Here is a 15,369-nt window from a genome sequence, read left to right as displayed (position 1 = left end):
GACCGGAGGGTGGGCACCGTGCGGATGTACCCGGAGCCGACGGGCGAGGTGCGCATGAGTCTGTCACTGCGCTTCGCCGCCGGATCGCACAAAGGCATGATCCGGGAGGGCAACGAGGACTCCGGTTACGCCGGTCCCCGCCTGCTCGCCATCGCCGACGGCATGGGCGGCCAGGCCGCCGGTGAGGTCGCCTCCTCCGAGGTGATCTCCACCCTGGTCACGCTCGACGACGACGTGCCGGGCTCCGACATCCTCACCTCCCTCGGCCACGCCGTGCAGCGGGCCAACGACCAGCTGCGCGCCATGGTCGAGGAGGACCCGCAGCTGGAGGGCATGGGGACCACCCTCACCGCCCTGCTGTGGACCGGCCAGCGCCTCGGCCTGGTGCACGTCGGCGACTCCCGCGCGTACCTGCTCCGTGACGGCGTGCTCACCCAGATCACCCAGGACCACACCTGGGTGCAGCGGCTCGTCGACGAGGGCCGGATCACCGAAGAGGAAGCCACCACCCACCCGCAGCGCTCCCTGCTGATGCGCGCGCTGGGCAGCGGCGAACACGTCGAACCCGATCTCTCCATCCGCGAGGTCCGCGCCGGCGACCGCTACCTGATCTGCTCCGACGGCCTCTCCGGGGTGGTCTCCCACCAGACCCTGGAGGAGACCCTCGCCAGCTACCAGGGCCCGCAGGAGACCGTGCAGGAGCTGATCCAGCTCGCGCTGCGCGGCGGCGGCCCCGACAACATCACCGTCATCATCGCGGACGTCCTCGACCTGGACACCGGCGACACCCTCGCGGGGCAGCTCTCCGACACCCCGGTCGTGGTCGGCGCCGTCGCGGAGAACCAGCAGCACCTGCACGACAACGGCTTCATGCAGACCCCGGCCGGCCGGGCCGCCAACCTCGGCCGCCAGGGGCACGGCGGAGGCGGCGAGTTCGGCCCGCCCGGCTCCGGCGACACCACCGGGTACGTCCCGGCGGGCAGCTTCGGCGACTACACCGACGACGACTTCGTGAAGCCCCGCACGGGCCGGAAGTGGCTGAAGAGATCCTTCTTCAGCGTGCTCGCCCTCGCCGTCATCGGCGGGGGCCTGTACGGCGGCTGGCGCTGGACGCAGACGCAGTACTACGTCGGCGCCAACGGCGAGCACATCGCGCTGTACCAGGGCATCAGTCAGGACCTGGCCTGGGTGTCGCTGTCGAAGGTGGAGAAGGACCACCCCGAGATCGAACTCAAGTACCTGCCGCCGTACCAGCAGAAGCAGGTCAAGGCCACCATCGCCGAGGGCGGTCTCACCGACGCCCAGTCGAAGGTCCAGGAACTGGCCGTGCAGGCGTCCGCCTGCAAGAAGGAGTCGGAGCGCACCGCCGCCGAGTCCAAGACCAACTCCAAGACCGGCCAGGGCGAGGCCGGCGGCACCACGGGAACCACCAAGACCTCTCTCACGTCCAAGGCCTCGCCAAGCCCTTCGAACTCGGCGTCCTCCACGGCGTCACCGTCCCCGTCCCCCTCAGCGACCCCCAGCCCCGGCCCCACCCTCTCGGAGGATGAGCAGAAGGTCGTCTCGCTGTGCGGTAAGCAGTAGGCAAGCCGTGAGAGGCCCTGTCACACCATGAGCAGTACTACCAACAGTTCGACACACCACACGTCCACGATCGGTGCCATCGGCGCACCCAGCCGCCGCAACACCGAACTGGCGCTCCTGGTGTTCGCCGTCGTCATCCCGGTGTTCGCCTACGCCAACGTGGGCCTGGCCATCGACGACAAGATCCCCGCGGGCCTGCTCAGCTACGGCCTGGGCCTCGGCCTGATGGCCGGCGTCGCCCATCTCGCCGTGCGCAAGTTCGCCGCGTACGCCGATCCGCTGCTGCTGCCCCTGGCCACGCTGCTCAACGGCCTCGGACTGGTGGTCATCTGGCGGCTCGACCAGTCGAAGCTGCTGCAATCACTGCCCAACTACTTCCAGGCCGCACCCCGCCAGCTGCTCTACACCGCGCTCGGCATCGCGCTGTTCGTCGTCGTACTGATCTTCCTCAAGGACCACCGCGTCCTGCAGCGCTACACCTACATCTCGATGTTCGGCGCGCTGGTACTGCTCGTCCTGCCGCTGGTGCCCGGCCTCGGCGCCAACATCTACGGCGCCAAGATCTGGATCCGGGTGCCGGGACTCGGCTCCCTGCAACCCGGTGAGTTCGCGAAGATCGCCCTGGCGATCTTCTTCGCCGGCTACCTCATGGTCAAGCGCGACGCCCTGGCCCTGGCCAGCCGCCGCTTCATCGGCCTGTACCTGCCGCGCGGCCGCGACCTCGGACCCATCCTGGTCGTCTGGCTCATGTCGATCCTCATCCTGGTCTTCGAGACCGACCTCGGTACCTCGCTGCTGTTCTTCGGAATGTTCGTCATCATGCTGTACGTCGCCACCGAGCGGACCAGCTGGATCGTCTTCGGTCTGCTGATGTCCGCGGCCGGCGCCGTCGGCGTGGCCAGCTTCGAACCGCACGTCCAGCAGCGCGTCCAGGCCTGGCTCGACCCGATGAAGGAGTACACGCTCAGCCAGCAGGGCGTGGCCGGCCACTCCGAGCAGTCCATGCAGGCGCTGTGGGCCTTCGGCTCCGGCGGCACCCTCGGCACCGGCCTCGGCCAGGGCCACTCCGACCTCATCCGGTTCGCCGCCAACTCCGACTTCATCCTCGCCACCTTCGGCGAGGAAATGGGCCTCGCCGGCATCATGGCGATCCTGCTGATCTACGGCCTGATCGTGGAGCGCGGCGTCCGCACCGCCCTCGCCGCCCGCGACCCCTTCGGCAAGCTGCTCGCCATCGGCCTGTCCGGAGCCTTCGCCCTTCAGGTCTTCGTCGTCGCCGGCGGTGTCATGGGACTCATCCCGCTGACCGGTATGACCATGCCGTTCATGGCCTACGGCGGTTCCTCCGTACTCGCCAACTGGGCGCTGATCGGCATCCTCATCAGAATCAGCGACACCGCACGCCGCCCGGCGCCCGCCCCCGCCGGCAACCCCGACGCCGAGATGACCCAGGTGGTCCGCCCGTCATGAACAAGCCCCTGCGCCGGATCGCGCTCTTCTGCGGACTGCTGGTCCTCACCCTGCTGCTACGGGACAACTGGCTCCAGTACGTCAAGGCCGACACCCTGAAGACGGACCCGAAGAACCGCCGCGTCACCATCGCCCGCTACTCCACCCCGCGCGGCGACATCATCGTCGACGGCAACCCGATCACCGGGTCCACGGCGTCCGGCTCCTCCGGCCTCAACGACCTGAAGTACAAGCGCACCTACAAGGACGGCCCCATGTGGGCCCCCGTCACCGGCTACGCCTCCCAGGCCTTCGGCTCCAACCAGCTGGAGTCCCTGGAGGACGGCATCCTCACCGGCGACGACGACCGGCTCTTCTTCCGCAACACCCTGGACATGATCACGGGCAAGCAGAAGCAGGGCGGCAACGTCGTCACCACCCTGAACGCGGCCGCCCAGAGCGCCGCCTACAACGGGCTGAAGAAGCAGGGCGGCAAGGGCGCCGTCGTCGCCCTGGACCCCTCCACCGGCAAGATCCTGGCCCTCGCCTCCTACCCGTCGTACGACCCCTCGGTCTTCGCGGGCAACTCGAACACCGACGCGGCGGCCTGGAAGAAGCTGCAGAAGAAGTACGACCCGAACGACCCGATGCTCAACCGGGCACTGCGCGAGACCTACCCGCCGGGCTCCACCTTCAAGGTGGTCACCGCCGCGGCCGCGCTGCAGAACGGGCTCTACACCTCCGCGGACGAGGCCACCAAGTCACCGCTGCCCTACGTCATGCCCGGCACCACCACCGAGCTGAAGAACGAGGGCAGCATCCCCTGCAAGAACGCGACCATGCGGATCGCGCTGCGGTACTCCTGCAACACCGTCTTCGGCAAGATCGGCGCCGACCTCGGCAACGACAAGATGCTCGCCGAGGCCAAGAAGTTCGGCTTCGACGAGGAGCAGTTCACCCCGGTCCGCTCCAGCGCCTCGGTCTTCTCCGACAACATGAACCAGTCGCAGACCGCGCTGTCCTCGATCGGCCAGTTCAACACCGCCGCGACCCCGCTGCAGATGGCCATGGTCGCCTCCGCGGTCGCCAACGACGGCAAGCTGATGAAGCCGTACATGATCGACAAGCTCCAGTCGTCGAGCGTCGACACCATCTCGCAGACCGAGCCCGAGGAGCTGAGCCAGCCGCTCTCCTCCGACAACGCCCAGATCCTCCAGTCCATGATGGAGACGGTCGTCAAGCAGGGCACGGGTACGAACGCGCAGATCAACGGCGTCACCGTCGGCGGCAAGACCGGCACCGCCCAGCACGGTGTGGAGAACAGCGAGAACCCCTACGCCTGGTTCATCTCGTACGCCAAGCTCCCCGACGGCAGCAAGCCCGTCGCCGTCGCCGTGGTGATCGAGGACGATCAGGCCAACCGTGACGACATCTCCGGCGGCGGCCTCGCGGCCCCGATCGCGAAGAGCGTGATGGAGGCGGTCATCGACTCCAAGAAGTGAGCCCGATCACGTTCCCTTCACATCGGTGCACGTTGCGATACCGGTCCTGTATCGGGTTACGGGCTTGGCCAGGTCACACAAACACAGCCGGGTACGGTAGGCCCGGACGGCAGCCTCCGGCCACACACCCGTGGCGGCCGGGACCGACGGAGAGGGCTGGTAGGTAGCTATGGAAGAGCCGCGTCGCCTCGGCGGCCGGTACGAGCTGGGCCACGTGCTCGGCCGTGGTGGCATGGCGGAGGTCTACTTCGCGCATGACACGCGGCTCGGTCGAGCGGTGGCCGTGAAGACGCTCCGCGTGGACCTCGCGCGTGATCCGTCCTTCCAGGCCCGGTTCCGCCGGGAGGCTCAGTCGGCCGCCTCGCTCAACCACCCCGCGATTGTCGCGGTCTACGACACGGGCGAGGACTACATCGACGGGGTCTCGATCCCGTACATCGTCATGGAGTACGTGGAGGGCTCGACCCTGCGCGAACTGCTCCACTCCGGACGCAAGCTCCTGCCCGAACGCGCGATGGAAATGACCATCGGCATCCTCCAGGGCCTGGAGTACGCGCACCGCAGCGGCATCGTCCACCGTGACATCAAGCCCGCGAACGTCATGCTGACGCGCAACGGCCAGGTCAAGGTGATGGACTTCGGCATCGCCCGCGCCATGGGCGACTCCGGCATGACGATGACCCAGACGGCGGCCGTGATCGGCACCGCCCAGTACCTGTCTCCCGAGCAGGCCAAGGGCGAACAGGTCGACGCCCGCTCGGACCTCTACTCGACCGGCTGCCTCCTCTACGAGCTGCTGACGGTACGACCGCCCTTCGTGGGCGACTCCCCGGTGGCCGTCGCCTACCAGCACGTCCGCGAGGAACCGCAGCCCCCATCGGTGTTCGACCCCGAGATCACCCCGGAGATGGACGCCATCGTCCTCCGGGCCCTGGTCAAGGACCCGAACTACCGCTACCAGTCCGCGGACGAGATGCGCGCCGACATCGAGGCCTGCCTCGACGGCCAGCCCGTCGCGGCCACCGCGGCCATGGGCTCGGTCGGCTACGGCTACCCGGACGACCAGGCGACCACCGCACTGCGCGCCGACGCCGGCGCGACCACCATGCTCCCGCCCATGAACCCGGACGACGGCGGCTACGGCTACGACGACCGCCCCGACCGCCGCCGCCAGCAGAAGAAGAACAACACCTCCACGATCCTCCTGATCGTCGCCGGCGTCCTGGTCCTGGTCGGCGCCATCCTGATCGGCAAGTGGGCCTTCGGCGGCGGCGGAGCCGGGAACGACACGGTCCAGACGCCGACCTTCGTCGGACAGACCGAGAAGACCGCCAAACAGATGGCGACCAACATCGGCCTCAAACTGGCGTTCACCCAGAAGACCTGCGACGACCAGCCCAAGGGCAACATCTGCTCCCAGGACCCGGCCGCCAACACCGCCGTCAAGAAGGACTCCACCGTCAACCTCGTCGTCTCGACGGGGGCGCCGAAGGTCGCGGTGGACAACGTGATCGGCAAGAACGTCGACGACGCCACCACTCAGCTGGAGAACAAGGGCTTCAAGGTCAAGATCACCAAGACCGTCTCCTCCCAGTCCGAGGGCACGGTCCTGAGCCAGAACCCCGACCCGGGCACGGAGAAGGAGAAGGGCTCGACCATCACCCTCGAGGTCGCCAAGGCCGAGGAGAAGTCCACGGTCCCCGACGTCAGCGGCAAGACCTGTGACGAGGCCAAGGCGCAGATGACGGCCAACAACCTCACCGGCAACTGCTCCGAGGTGGAGACCGACGACGCCAACCTGGTCGGCAAGGTCGTCTCGACCGACCCGCAGGCCGGCACCCAGGTCGACAAGGACTCCACGGTCAACATCCAGATCGGCAAGGCCAAGCAGCAGACGGCCGTGCCGAGCGTGGTCACCCAGACCCTGAAGCAGGCCAGGCAGACCCTGCAGGCATCCGGCTTCACCAACATCCAGGTGAACGGCGACTCCAGCGACAACGCGATCGTCGCCAGCCAGGACCCCCAGGCCAACACCGGCGTCAACGACCCCGGCAGCACGACGATCACCCTCACCACCGTGAGCGTCGGCAACGGCAACAACGGCGGGAACAACGGCGGCACCACCTTCTTCGGCGGCACCAGCGGCTGAGGCCGACGCCCCGATCGCCACAACGGAGCCCCGGCGTCCTTCCCTCGGAAGGGCACCGGGGCTCCGCCCTTTCCCAGACCCACGAATCCCGCACGTGAGTTCCCTCATCGATCGTGCCCTCGCCTGCCCTCCCTCGTTGATCGGGTGGGGTGGGGACTCTGTTCGCCGCCCCGGCCGTACGGCCACGACGAACAAGGGGGCAGAACATGATCGGCCAAACAGCTCTGCTGGAGTCCCAGACCCTGCGCAGCAGCGTGCTGGACCGCACCGACGTGCTCGACCGGGTAAAGGCGCTGTCACTGCTGCCGGACGGGATGCATGTGACCACGGCGATGGTGGCGACCTACTTTCAGGTGGGCATCAAAGCCATCCGTTCTCTCGTACTCGACCACCGCCCAGAACTGGATGCCAATGGCTACCAAGTTTTGACAGGTTCAGAACTGAGCTCCTTTAAGGAACTCAGTGGGATTCAGTCGCGCACCGCGTCCCTCGCGCTCTTCTCCCGCCGAGCAGTCCTCAACGTCGCCATGCTCCTCCGCGAGAGCGAAGTCGCACGTCAGGTGCGTGTCTACCTTCTCGACATGGAGTACCTGGCCCGGACACAGCCTGTGGAAAACTCCGCCCCGGCCGACCTCCAGGCCCTCGACGACCGCATCGACCAGCGCATCACCCACATCCTCGGCAAGACCGTCGTCCCGATGTTCAACACCCTGATCGAATCGTCGGGCGGGCATCGCCGCGAGCTCCGGCAGGACATCGAACACGTGGAACGCAGGCTGTGCCAGCACCACCGGCGCATCAGCTTCCTGGAGGAAGGACGCGCCTCAGGAGTCGCCCCGGCGCTCAAGGGGATGACCTGGCAAGCACTCGAACGACACGTCGCCGATCTTCTGCGGCGGGACGGCTGCACGGACGTCGTCGTACGTCAGGCGCACAAGGACCGGGGCATCGACGTCACAGCCCGCACCGCCGACGGACGCACCGTGGCCGTCCAGTGCAAGAACCACACCAGTCGCCGCTCTGTCCGCAGCGCCGACATGCAGAAATTCGCCGGTGCCGCACGAGCCGTCGACTGCGTGGATGTCGCCCTCTTCGTCGCCACCTGTCACTTCAGCAGCGAAGCCCAGGCCATCCAAACTGAGTGGCGTCACCATGGTCGACCGCGACGAGCTGGAGGCGTGGAGCGCCGGGGCACCGCTCAAGGGTCTGAGGTAACCCCGAGACAAGAGGGGCTGTCAGCCCAGCTCCTTCGGCGGGGTCCGCTTGCTGTCCACCTTCTGCACCCGCACCAGCTCGCCCCACACCACGTACCGGTAGCGGCTCGTGTAGACCGGGGTGCAGGTCGTGAGGGTGATGTAGTGGCCCGGCTTGGTCTTGCCGGACTCCTTGGGGATCTGGGAGAGGACCTTGACGTTGTACTTCGAGGTCTCGGGGAGGATGTCGTAGACCTTGTAGACGTACCAGTCGTCCCGGGTCTCGAAGACGACCGGGTCGCCCACCTTCACCTTGTCGATGTTGTGGAACTTGGCACCGTGGCCGTCGCGGTGCGCGGCGAGGGTGAAGTTGCCGGCCTTGCCGGTGGTGGGAAGGGCGGCCTTGGCGGGGTCCGTGTAGTAGCCGGCGACGCCGTCGTTGAGGACGTCCGTCGACGTGCCCTTCTCGACCAGCACCTCGCCGTTCCTCATCGAGGGGACGTGCAGGAAACCGATGCCGTTCTTCGTGTTCAGCGCGCCGGGACCGGTGTCCTGCTGGGCCCAGGTGTCACGGACCTTGTCGCCCTCCCGGTCGGCCTTGCGGTCGGCGACGACGTTCGTCCACCACAGGGAGTAGACGACGAACAGGCCGAGCACCAGACCCGCCGTGATCAGGAGTTCACCGAAGACGCTGACCGCCGTCGCGATCCGGCCGATCGGCCGACGGCCCGGTACGGGAGCCGCGTCCGGCGCGTCGGTCTGGTCTTCGGTGTCGTCGGCGGTCGCTGCCACTGTTCCTCTGCCTCTGCCCTTACTCGACGAGCGCGTCCGGCTTGCCCTTGCTGCGCGGGCGCTCCTCGACCATCTTGCCCCAGACGATCAACCGGTACTTGCTGGTGAACTCCGGCGTGCAGGTGGTGAGCGTGATGTAGCGGCCCGCCTTGGTGAAGCCCGACCCCTTCGGAATCGGGTCCAGCACACTCACATTGCTGGGCGCCGTCACCGGAAGCATCGACGTCACCTTGTACACGAAGTACTCGTCCTGCGTCTCCACCACGACCGCGTCACCGGCCACCAGCTTGTTGATGTACCGGAACGGTTCGCCATGCGTGTTGCGGTGCGCGGCCAGCCCGAAGTTACCGGTCTTGTCCTGCGGCATCGCGGTCTTCAGCGCGCCCTCGCCGTAGTGGCCCACCATGCCCTTGTCGAGGACCTTCTTGTTGCTGACACCCTCGGCGATCGGCGCCACCACATCCAGCTTCGGGATGTGCAGGATGGCGAAGCCCTGCCCGGGCGCGAAGACACCCGGCGCCCGCTTGCCGCTCGCCCAGTCCTTCTGGAGACTGCTGGCCTCGCTGCCCGCCTGCGCGTGGGCGCGCACGTTCGTCCACCACAGCTGGTACGTGACGAACAGCAGCATCAGCACGCCGGTGGTGATGAACACCTCGCCTATCGCCCGGCTCGCCACGACGGCCGGCGAGGGCTTGCGCAACCGCTCCCGGCGCCGGGCCTCCACCCGGGACAGCGGACGTCCCGACGCCTGGCTCTCCTGAGGCGCCGTCTCCGATGCGCCACCATGGCGGCCACCGCGACGCTTGGCGGCCTTTCTGCGGGCCGCGCGACCGCCACCTGGGACTCTGGTGGCGGAAGAGGCTGCTGTGCCCGCAGAAGCCGATATGGGCGGCGGATCAGGGATCCGCAGGGCGACGGTCTCCTCGTCGATCGGCGGCAGATACGCCGTGGACTCCCCGACCGGTGGAAGGTACGCCGTCTCGCCGAGCGCGCCGGAGCCCCCGTACGACTGATCCCCGTACGAGGTATCGGTCTCGCGCTCCGGGCGCAGCGCGGTCACGCCGTGGCCCTGCCCACCACCGGGGCGAGCCCCACCGACCTCGCCACGGCCCCCTGGTCACCGCACTCCACCAGCCAGTTGGCCAGCATCCGGTGCCCGTGCTCGGTCAGCACCGACTCCGGGTGGAACTGCACACCCTCCACCGGGAGTTCACGGTGGCGCAGCCCCATGATGATCCCGTCGTGCGTACGGGCGGTCACCTCCAGCTCGGCCGGCACCGTCGCCGGCTCGGCGGCCAGCGAGTGGTAGCGGGTCGCGGTGAAGGGCGTGGGCAGCCCCGCGAAGACCCCCCGGCCCTCGTGCTCCACCAGCGAGGTCTTCCCGTGCAGCAGCTCGGGCGCCCGGTCCACCACACCGCCGTACGCCACCTGCATCGACTGCATGCCGAGACAGACACCGAAGACCGGAACGCCCGTGGCCGCGCAGTGGCGGACCATGTCCACACACACACCGGCCTCCTCCGGTGTCCCGGGACCCGGCGACAGGAGAACGCCGTCGAAGCCGTCCTGGGCATGCGCCGTCGACACCTCGTCGTTGCGCAGCACCTCGCACTCGGCGCCCAGCTGGTACAGGTACTGGACCAGGTTGAAGACGAAGCTGTCGTAGTTGTCGACGACGAGAATCCGCGCGCTCACTGGTTGTCCACCGTCACATCGTTGAAGGGCAGCAGCGGTTCGGCCCAGGGGAAGACGTACTGGAAGAGGACGTAGATCACGGCCAGGACCAGCACGAGTGAGATCAACGCCCTCACCCACGCGTTCCCCGGCAGATGCCGCCAGATCCAGCCGTACATGCCGTCCCTTCCGTTCCACCACGGCACCAGAATCCCGCCGTACTGCACCAGACTAACGGCGCAGCGCCTTGGGTTTGCCTGCCTCCACAGGCTGTGTGGAGTCCAAGTGCGCCCAGACGATCAGCCGATGGCTGTGCCCCCATTCCGGATCGCACGTGGTCAGCGTGAGATAGCGCCCCGGACGCGTATACCCCGACTTACGTGGCACAGGGTCGATCACTTCAACGTCCGTCGGAACTGTTTTGTAGGGGCCTTTGTCGATCCGATACGTGAACCAGGTCGTCCCGTCCGTCAGTACGATCGCGTCCCCCACCCGCAGCTTCGGGAAGTCGAGGAACGGGTCACCGTACGTGCGCCGATGGCCGGCGACCGCGAAGTTGCCCTCCTGGCCGAGCCGGGCGGTGCGGGCGTAGTGGGCGAGGCCCTTCTTCAGCACATCGGTCCCCGTGCCCTCCAGGACCGGCTTGTTCCACGTGAAACCGAACCGCGGGATGTACATGATCGCGAAAGGCCTGCCGTAGTGGTACGCGGCCGGCTCGGCGGGGGCGGCCGCGGAGGCCCCGGCCGTGGGGTGGACGGCGGCGCTGTCCGACCACTGGCGCTGTAACTGGTTGATCTGGTCGTGCATCACGCTGTCGGCCTTCACACCGGTCCAGAACAGCACATACACGACAAAGAGCACTATGAGCGTGCCGACGGTGATGCAGAGCTCGCTGACGGTCCTGACGATCACGCGCACCGGCGGCTCCAAAGGCCGAGCTGCTTACTCCACGGGCTTCGCGTAGTGCAGATCCACTGTGCCCGAGTAACCCGGCAGAGTCACCGTCCCGTCCTCGGTGACTTTCCAGCCGAGACCGTAGACGTTGACGTACACCATGTAGTTCTGGATGGCCTCCGAGTCCGCGAGCGCCTGCTGCATCTTCGCGGGGTCCCCGACCGCCTGGATCTTGTACGGCGGTGAGTAGACGCGGCCCTGGAGGATCAGGGTGTTGCCCACACAGCGCACGGCGCTGGTGGAGATCAGCCGCTGGTCCATGACCTTGATCCCCTGGGCGCCGCTCTGCCAGAGGGCGTTCACCACGGCCTGCAGGTCCTGCTGGTGGATGACCAGGTAGTCGGGCTGCGGCTCGGGATAGCCGGGCAGCTTGGCGGTGGCGTTCGGCGGGGCGTCGTTGAGGGTGACGGTGATCGCCCTGCCGGTCAGCTTCCGCGTGCCGGCGTCCTTCTCCAGCCCGGTCAGCTTGTCGTCCTCGGCCTTGGTGGAGCCGTCGTCGCGCTTCGCGAGCTTCTCGTTCTGGTCACGGGTGCTCGCGTTGGACTCGTCCAGCTCCTTGTTCTTGCGGCTGTGCTCCTGGATCAGGTCGGACAGCTTCAGCAGGTTGTCGTCCGAGCGGATGTCGGTGCCCTTGGCCGTGTTGAAGCTGGTGAAGAAGAGAAGACCGGCGAGGGCGAAGACACCCACGGTGAGAATCCGCACCGGCCGGAAGCCGCCCTTGCGGGCCGGGGCCGCACCCGTTGATCCGGTCGCGTTGGAGTCGGCAGAATTGCTCAACGTACCCTTATCTCCTTCAGCGCCACGGAAGCACTACGCTAACGGACGCCCGGGGGAGCGCTCAGTCTGCCCTTACTGTCCCCTTGTACGCTGCCCCGAGCCCGACCCAGTTACCTGCGCGGCCACGCAGCGCATCGACAGGAGAGACCCTCGTGCCGAAGTCACGTATCCGCAAGAAGGCCGACTACACGCCGCCCCCGGCGAAGCAGGCGACCACCCTCAAGCTGAACAACCGAGCCTGGGTCGCGCCGGTGATGCTGGCCATGTTCCTCATCGGGCTGGCCTGGATCGTCGTCTTCTATGTGACCGACGGTTCACTGCCGATCGACAGCCTCGACAACTGGAACATCGTCGTGGGCTTCGGCTTCATCGCGGCCGGCTTCGGCGTCTCCACGCAGTGGAAGTAGCTCTGCCCAGGGTTATCCGCTGAGTTATCCACAGGCCTGTGTATGGACCTGGGGAAAAGAAGACGATCTGTGGATAACCCGCCAGGCGTTGACGCCGGTACGACTACCACAACACTCGCCGTAAAACTGTTCGCCCCCTCCCTGACCTGCGGGAACGCAAGTGAGTGGGAGGGGGCACAGTTGTGCACGCACGTTGTGCACAAGATCCGCCACGAACTGTGGACAACGGTTCGGCAACAGTGCAGCGCGCCGCCGTGATCGGGGTCAGGTGAGCTGGGCGGTGCGGACGACCGTGAGCACCACGGCCAGGACCAGGACCAGCGCGCAGGTGCCGTACTGGATGAGGTTCCGCCGCTCGCGCGGGGCGTGCACCATCGCGTACCCGGTGATGACACCGGCGACCAGGCCGCCGATGTGGGCCTGCCAGGCGATCCCGCCGCTGAAGGTGAAGATGAGGTTGATCACCAGCAGGGCGATGATCGGCCGCATGTCGTAGTTCAGCCGGCGGATGAGCACCGCGGTCGCGCCGAAGAGGCCGAAGATCGCGCCGGACGCGCCGAGCGAGGGCTGGTTCTGGGCGGCGAGCAGGTAGGTGAGCGCGCTGCCGGCCAGTCCGGAGACGAGGTAGAGCGTGAGGTAGCGGGCGCGGCCGAGCGCGGCCTCCAGCGGGCCGCCGATCCACCACAGGCTGAGCATGTTGAACACGATGTGCATGTAGTTCGAGCTGTCATGCAGGAACATCGAGGTCAGCATTCGGTAGTACTGGCCCTGGGCGATGCCCTCGACATCGCCGTACTGCGGGAACCAGGCCTGGCCGATCAGGTCGAAGCGGTTGGTGAAGCTGTCGCCGACGGAGAGCTGGATCAGGAAGACGGCGATGTTGATCCCGATCAGGATCTTGGTGAGCAGCCGGGGGTCGGCGGTGATGGTGCCGCCGGCGATGGTGCGGGGCTGGGCGGCGGCGGGGGGCGGGCCGCTCTGGCCGGGGGTGGTGCCGCGGACGCATTCGGGGCACTGGAAGCCCACGGAGGCACTGACCATGCACTCGGGGCAGATGGGGCGCTCGCACCGGGTGCAGTGCACGCCGGTCTCGCGGTCCGGGTGCCGGTAGCACATGGGCAGGCTGTGGGCGTCGCGCGCGCTGCCTGCCGCCTGGTCCTCCATGGGGTCCCCTCGCTCGTGGTGGTCACCATTGTGCCCCGCACATCCTTACGGACGGGCGGGGCGTTTGGTTCCCTTCGGGGGTCTGTCCGGGGCCTTCAGTTCTCGCGCTTCTCGACGAGCACCGTCTCGACGACGACGTCCTTCTCGGGCCGCTTGTTCGGGCCGCTGACGGCGACGGAGGCGATCTTGTCCACGACCTTCTGGCTGTCCGCGTCGGTGACCTCGCCGAAGATGGTGTGCTTGCGGTTGAGGTGGGGTGCGGGGTTGACCGTGATGAAGAACTGCGAGCCGTTGGTGCGTGGGCCGGCGTTGGCCATGGCGAGCAGGTAGGGGCGGTCGAAGCGCAGGTCGGGGTGGAACTCGTCCTCGAACTTGTAGCCGGGGCCGCCGATGCCGGTGCCGAGCGGGTCGCCGCCCTGGATCATGAAGCCGCTGATCACGCGGTGGAAGACGGTGCCGTCGTAGAGGGGGGTGGCGGAGACGGTGCCGGTGGCCGGGTCGGTCCACTCGCGCTCGCCGAGGGCGAGCTCGACGAAGTTCTTGACGGTCTTGGGGGCGTGGTTCGGGAAAAGCCGGACCTCGATGTCGCCGAGGCTGGTCTTCAGAGTGGCGTAGAGCTGCTCGGCCACGGTCCGCCTTCCGTTGTGCTCATGTGCGTCCGGGTGTAACCCGGTGCTGGCTTGGACGGCACGATCCTCGCACGGTGCGGCGGCTCTGTGGCCCGGCTGCGGGCTGCCGGCGGACATCCTCACGAATCGCTTGCCGAAACCCGGCGGAGTCACCTCGTCCGGCCGGGGGCGCGCGGCGCCGATCCGTGGCATTGTCGTCGACAAGCCCCTCTTAGCTCTGGTTGCACCCGTATGCCCGCCCTCGCGCGCCGCCCGGCCCGTTGGCAGGCATGATCCCTAAAAGGGTGGAAAGTCGAAATACCGTACGCCACCGAGGAGGAGGAAACCCGTGACCCGCAAAGAGAGCGTGCGCGCCGCGACCAGTTCGGCGAAGGACAGCGTGCGGCACGCCGCGGAAGCGGTGGCGCCCTACGCCGACACGGCCAAGGAGCGTGCCGCGTACTACGCGCAGGAGGCACGCGTACGGCTCGCGCCCGTGGTGTCGCAGGCTGCTGAGCAGGCCCGCGTCCAGTACGACGCCCGTCTCGTGCCGCGTCTGGAGCAGGCTCGCACGCATGTGCCGCCGAAGGTGGACCAGGCCGCGCACGATGCCGCGGATCTGACCCGCAAGGCCGCGCGGCAGGCGGCCGACTACTCGCGTCCGAGGATCGAGCAGGCCGTGGCGGCGGCGGGGCCGGTCCGTGAGGAGGCCTCGGCCCGGGGTGCCGCCGCGTTGGCGGCGCTGCGTGGCAATGTCTCGGCGGAGGACATCGAGAAGCTGGCCCGCCGGAACCAGCGGCGGTCGGCGTGCGGCCGTGCGTTCAAGGCGTTCGCCGTGTTCGGTCTGCTGGCCGGTGCGGGCCTCGCGGCCTGGAAGTGGTGGGACAAGCAGGCCAATCCCGACTGGTTGGTCGAGCCGCCCGCGGCCACGGAGGTCCCCGACGGGGGCCGCCTGGGCTCGGTGGACGGCAGTTCCCCGCTCGATCCCGAGGTCCAGGCCAAGGAGGCCGAGGAGCGGGCGAACCGGGACGGCAAGAAGCGCTGACCGGTCGCGTTCCATGTTTCACGTGGAACCGGCCCGCTGTTCCACGTGAAACCACCGGCATGAACCGACCT

At 67.8% G+C, this 15,369-nt stretch carries 15 protein-coding genes and 1 pseudogene; 7 read left to right on the top strand and 9 right to left on the bottom strand.

Features of this window, described 5'->3' with window-relative positions; genetic code table 11:
* Nucleotides 1-24 precede the first annotated feature (24 nt).
* The 4 genes from ACIPSJ_RS17370 to pknB all read left to right on the top strand — a co-directional run bounded on the left by ACIPSJ_RS17370 (nt 25) and on the right by pknB (nt 6,684).
* The gene (locus ACIPSJ_RS17370; protein ID WP_355712536.1) at nt 25-1,584 is read left to right on the top strand and encodes a Stp1/IreP family PP2C-type Ser/Thr phosphatase; all 1,560 of its coding nucleotides are present in this window, start codon (nt 25-27) and stop codon (nt 1,582-1,584) included.
* 27 nt (nt 1,585-1,611) lie between these two features.
* On the top strand, nt 1,612-3,054 hold the full coding sequence (locus ACIPSJ_RS17365; RefSeq protein WP_355712410.1) for an FtsW/RodA/SpoVE family cell cycle protein: 1,443 nt from the start codon (nt 1,612-1,614) through the stop codon (nt 3,052-3,054).
* Nucleotides 3,051-4,535: a penicillin-binding protein 2 gene (locus ACIPSJ_RS17360; protein ID WP_359211458.1), complete on the top strand. Its 1,485-nt coding sequence runs from the start codon at nt 3,051-3,053 to the stop codon at nt 4,533-4,535. The genes ACIPSJ_RS17365 and ACIPSJ_RS17360 overlap by 4 nt, the downstream gene beginning before the upstream one ends.
* A gap of 169 nt (nt 4,536-4,704) precedes the next feature.
* The gene (gene pknB / locus ACIPSJ_RS17355) at nt 4,705-6,684 is read left to right on the top strand and encodes a Stk1 family PASTA domain-containing Ser/Thr kinase (protein ID WP_359211461.1); all 1,980 of its coding nucleotides are present in this window, start codon (nt 4,705-4,707) and stop codon (nt 6,682-6,684) included.
* Between the two features lie 434 nt (nt 6,685-7,118).
* Here pknB and ACIPSJ_RS17350 read toward each other — a convergent pair whose 3' ends face one another.
* Complete coding sequence (locus tag ACIPSJ_RS17350; protein WP_401346590.1) at nt 7,119-7,475, bottom strand: hypothetical protein; 357 nt, start codon at nt 7,473-7,475, stop codon at nt 7,119-7,121.
* Between ACIPSJ_RS17350 and ACIPSJ_RS17345 the strand changes: the two are divergent.
* Nucleotides 7,383-7,757, top strand: a pseudogene (locus tag ACIPSJ_RS17345) (restriction endonuclease); the annotation flags it as partial. The gene ACIPSJ_RS17350 and the pseudogene ACIPSJ_RS17345 sit on opposite strands and share 93 nt — an antisense overlap.
* Nucleotides 7,758-7,919: 162 nt before the next feature.
* On the opposite strand, the gene ACIPSJ_RS17340 reads toward ACIPSJ_RS17345, so the two are convergent.
* The 6 genes from ACIPSJ_RS17340 to ACIPSJ_RS17315 are packed head-to-tail and all read right to left on the bottom strand — an operon-like array spanning nt 7,920 to nt 12,074.
* On the bottom strand, nt 7,920-8,669 hold the full coding sequence (locus tag ACIPSJ_RS17340) for a class E sortase (RefSeq protein ID WP_401346588.1): 750 nt from the start codon (nt 8,667-8,669) through the stop codon (nt 7,920-7,922).
* Between the two features lie 19 nt (nt 8,670-8,688).
* Nucleotides 8,689-9,729 carry a class E sortase gene (locus tag ACIPSJ_RS17335; protein WP_401346586.1) on the bottom strand — a complete coding sequence of 347 codons (1,041 nt, stop codon included), beginning with the start codon at nt 9,727-9,729 and terminating at the stop codon, nt 8,689-8,691.
* A complete protein-coding gene (locus tag ACIPSJ_RS17330) occupies nt 9,726-10,364 on the bottom strand; it encodes an aminodeoxychorismate/anthranilate synthase component II (RefSeq protein ID WP_355712424.1) in 639 nt (212 codons plus the stop codon). The genes ACIPSJ_RS17335 and ACIPSJ_RS17330 overlap by 4 nt, the downstream gene beginning before the upstream one ends.
* On the bottom strand, nt 10,361-10,522 hold the full coding sequence (locus ACIPSJ_RS17325) for a hypothetical protein (protein ID WP_355712426.1): 162 nt from the start codon (nt 10,520-10,522) through the stop codon (nt 10,361-10,363). Before ACIPSJ_RS17325 ends, ACIPSJ_RS17330 begins: the two co-directional genes overlap by 4 nt.
* 52 nt (nt 10,523-10,574) lie before the next feature.
* A complete protein-coding gene (locus ACIPSJ_RS17320; protein ID WP_401346583.1) occupies nt 10,575-11,261 on the bottom strand; it encodes a class E sortase in 687 nt (228 codons plus the stop codon).
* Between the two features lie 24 nt (nt 11,262-11,285).
* Nucleotides 11,286-12,074 (bottom strand): DUF881 domain-containing protein, encoded by a 789-nt coding sequence (locus tag ACIPSJ_RS17315; RefSeq protein WP_401346581.1) that lies wholly within the window; start codon nt 12,072-12,074, stop codon nt 11,286-11,288.
* Between the two features lie 152 nt (nt 12,075-12,226).
* Between ACIPSJ_RS17315 and crgA the strand changes: the two genes are divergently transcribed.
* Nucleotides 12,227-12,481 (top strand): cell division protein CrgA, encoded by a 255-nt coding sequence (gene crgA / locus ACIPSJ_RS17310; protein ID WP_359211480.1) that lies wholly within the window; start codon nt 12,227-12,229, stop codon nt 12,479-12,481.
* Between the two features lie 264 nt (nt 12,482-12,745).
* Here crgA and ACIPSJ_RS17305 read toward each other — a convergent pair whose 3' ends face one another.
* The gene (locus ACIPSJ_RS17305) at nt 12,746-13,645 is read right to left on the bottom strand and encodes a rhomboid family intramembrane serine protease (RefSeq protein ID WP_359211483.1); all 900 of its coding nucleotides are present in this window, start codon (nt 13,643-13,645) and stop codon (nt 12,746-12,748) included.
* Between the two features lie 95 nt (nt 13,646-13,740).
* Nucleotides 13,741-14,274, bottom strand: a complete 534-nt coding sequence (locus ACIPSJ_RS17300) for a peptidylprolyl isomerase (protein WP_359211487.1) — start codon at nt 14,272-14,274, stop codon at nt 13,741-13,743.
* A 328-nt stretch (nt 14,275-14,602) separates the two neighbouring features.
* Between ACIPSJ_RS17300 and ACIPSJ_RS17295 the strand changes: the two genes are divergently transcribed.
* Nucleotides 14,603-15,298, top strand: coding sequence for a DUF5324 family protein (locus ACIPSJ_RS17295; protein WP_355712438.1), 696 nt, complete (start codon nt 14,603-14,605; stop codon nt 15,296-15,298).
* Nucleotides 15,299-15,369 lie beyond the last annotated feature (71 nt).

It is taken from the genome of Streptomyces sp. NPDC090088 (assembly GCF_044747345.1).
Taxonomy (GTDB): Bacteria; Actinomycetota; Actinomycetes; order Streptomycetales; family Streptomycetaceae; genus Streptomyces.
The sequence above is the reverse complement of the archived record's forward strand: the minus strand, read 5'-3'. Positions and strand labels throughout refer to the sequence as shown.

Coding starts and splice junctions, on each gene's coding strand:
- ACIPSJ_RS17370 (WP_355712536.1), top strand. CDS start 25: ATGTACCCGGAGCCGACGGGCGAGGTGCGCATGAGTCTGTCACTGCGC.
- ACIPSJ_RS17365 (WP_355712410.1), top strand. CDS start 1,612: ATGAGCAGTACTACCAACAGTTCGACACACCACACGTCCACGATCGGT.
- ACIPSJ_RS17360 (WP_359211458.1), top strand. CDS start 3,051: ATGAACAAGCCCCTGCGCCGGATCGCGCTCTTCTGCGGACTGCTGGTC.
- pknB (WP_359211461.1), top strand. CDS start 4,705: ATGGAAGAGCCGCGTCGCCTCGGCGGCCGGTACGAGCTGGGCCACGTG.
- ACIPSJ_RS17325 (WP_355712426.1), bottom strand. CDS start 10,522: ATGTACGGCTGGATCTGGCGGCATCTGCCGGGGAACGCGTGGGTGAGG.
- ACIPSJ_RS17305 (WP_359211483.1), bottom strand. CDS start 13,645: ATGGAGGACCAGGCGGCAGGCAGCGCGCGCGACGCCCACAGCCTGCCC.